Source organism: Paenibacillus sp. P4_E11 (assembly GCF_056401635.1).
Window position 1 is genome coordinate 1 of record NZ_JBFUIX010000453.1, and the last position, 1,489, is coordinate 1,489.

Annotated in this window: 2 protein-coding genes; one reads left to right on the plus strand and one right to left on the minus strand. The window is 49.4% G+C overall.

The window, feature by feature from the left end:
- Nucleotides 1-29: 29 nt before the first annotated feature.
- The gene (gene lexA, locus AC1DWB_RS35030; protein ID WP_477545679.1) at nt 30-650 is read right to left on the minus strand and encodes a transcriptional repressor LexA; all 621 of its coding nucleotides are present in this window, start codon (nt 648-650) and stop codon (nt 30-32) included.
- A 187-nt stretch (nt 651-837) separates the two neighbouring features.
- Between lexA and AC1DWB_RS35035 the strand changes: the two genes are divergently transcribed.
- Nucleotides 838-1,489, plus strand: a 652-nt coding sequence (locus AC1DWB_RS35035) for an ArsB/NhaD family transporter (RefSeq protein ID WP_477545680.1), incomplete at its 3' end; no start/stop codon positions are given.

The window sequence follows — 1,489 nt, forward strand, 5'->3', positions numbered from 1 at the left end:
TCAGTGGACGGCTTGTACAACAACGAGACTTAGTGAATGTTACGGAACAGACCAATGACTTTCCCGAGGATGGTAACGTTCTTCAGCCGGATCGGCTCCATCGATTCATTCTCAGGCTGGAGACGAATGTGATCGCGTTCCTTGTAGAAGGTCTTCACGGTCGCTTCATCATCTTCCGTCATCGCGACGACAACATCGCCATTGTTCGCAGATTGCTGCTGCTTCACGATGACAAAATCGTCATTATGAATACCGACCTCGATCATACTCTCTCCAACAATTCTTAGCATGAAGACGTTGTCGTCCTTCACATAATGAGAAGGAAGCGGGAAGTATTCTTCAATATTCTCCGTTGCCGTAATCGGTGTTCCTGCTGTGACTCGACCAACTAATGGAACACGCGCAACACTGAGTGAGAATGGAGAGGAAGACAGGTCGCCATCCAGGATCTCAATAGCTCTCGGCTTCGTTGGATCTCTCCGTATCAAGCCTTTCTTCTCCAGACGATCCAGATGGCCGTGAACGGTGGAGCTAGAAGCCAGCTTGACCGCTTCGCCAATCTCACGAACGGAAGGAGGGTACCCTTTCTCGCGAACTTCACTCTTAATGAAATCTAATATAGCTTGCTGCCGGTTCGAGACTTTGCTCACATCGCTCACTCCAATAGGTTTATCAATTGTGTAAATTATACCATAGAACCCGAGTTCGCACAAACATAAGTTCTCCCTTTCCTTTGCGCTTTTCAATAGAACGGGATTCGTTATATAGTAGGAAGGATTAAGAGAGGAGAATGGGCAATTGTTTACAGGAATTGCGGTTGGCTTGTTTATCGTAACTATGATCGTCGTCATCTGGCAGCCGCGAGGACTGAGAATTGGTTGGCCGGCGGCTGGCGGGGCATTACTGGCGCTAGCATTCGGAATTGTAGGCTGGGCAGATGTCTGGACCGTGGCAGGTATTGTGTGGAACGCCACACTAACGTTCGTGGCGCTCATTGTGATATCCGTCATACTGGATGAGATCGGATTTTTCGAATGGGCTGCGCTCCATATGACCCGGCTTGCCCGCGGCAACGGTAAACGCATGTTCGTCTACATGATCTTGCTTGGTGCCGCAGTATCGGCGCTATTCGCCAACGATGGCGCGGCTCTCATCTTGACCCCGATCGTATTGGCTCAAGTAAGAGCTCTTCGTCTGGAAGACAGGCCAGTCCTCGCCTTCGTCATGGCAGGAGGATTTATTGCAGATACGACTTCACTTCCGCTCATTGTGAGCAACTTGACCAATATTGTGTCCGCCGATTACTTCGGAATCGGCTTCGTGGAATATGCTAGTCGAATGCTGGTCGTTAATGTATTCTCGTTACTCTCGAGCTTATTGATGTTGATCTTGGTTTTCCGCAAGAGCATTCCGCTACATTATGACCTGACTGAACTCCCGTCTCCTGCAAGCGCGATTAAGGATATGCATTTGTTCCGGCTCTCCTGGG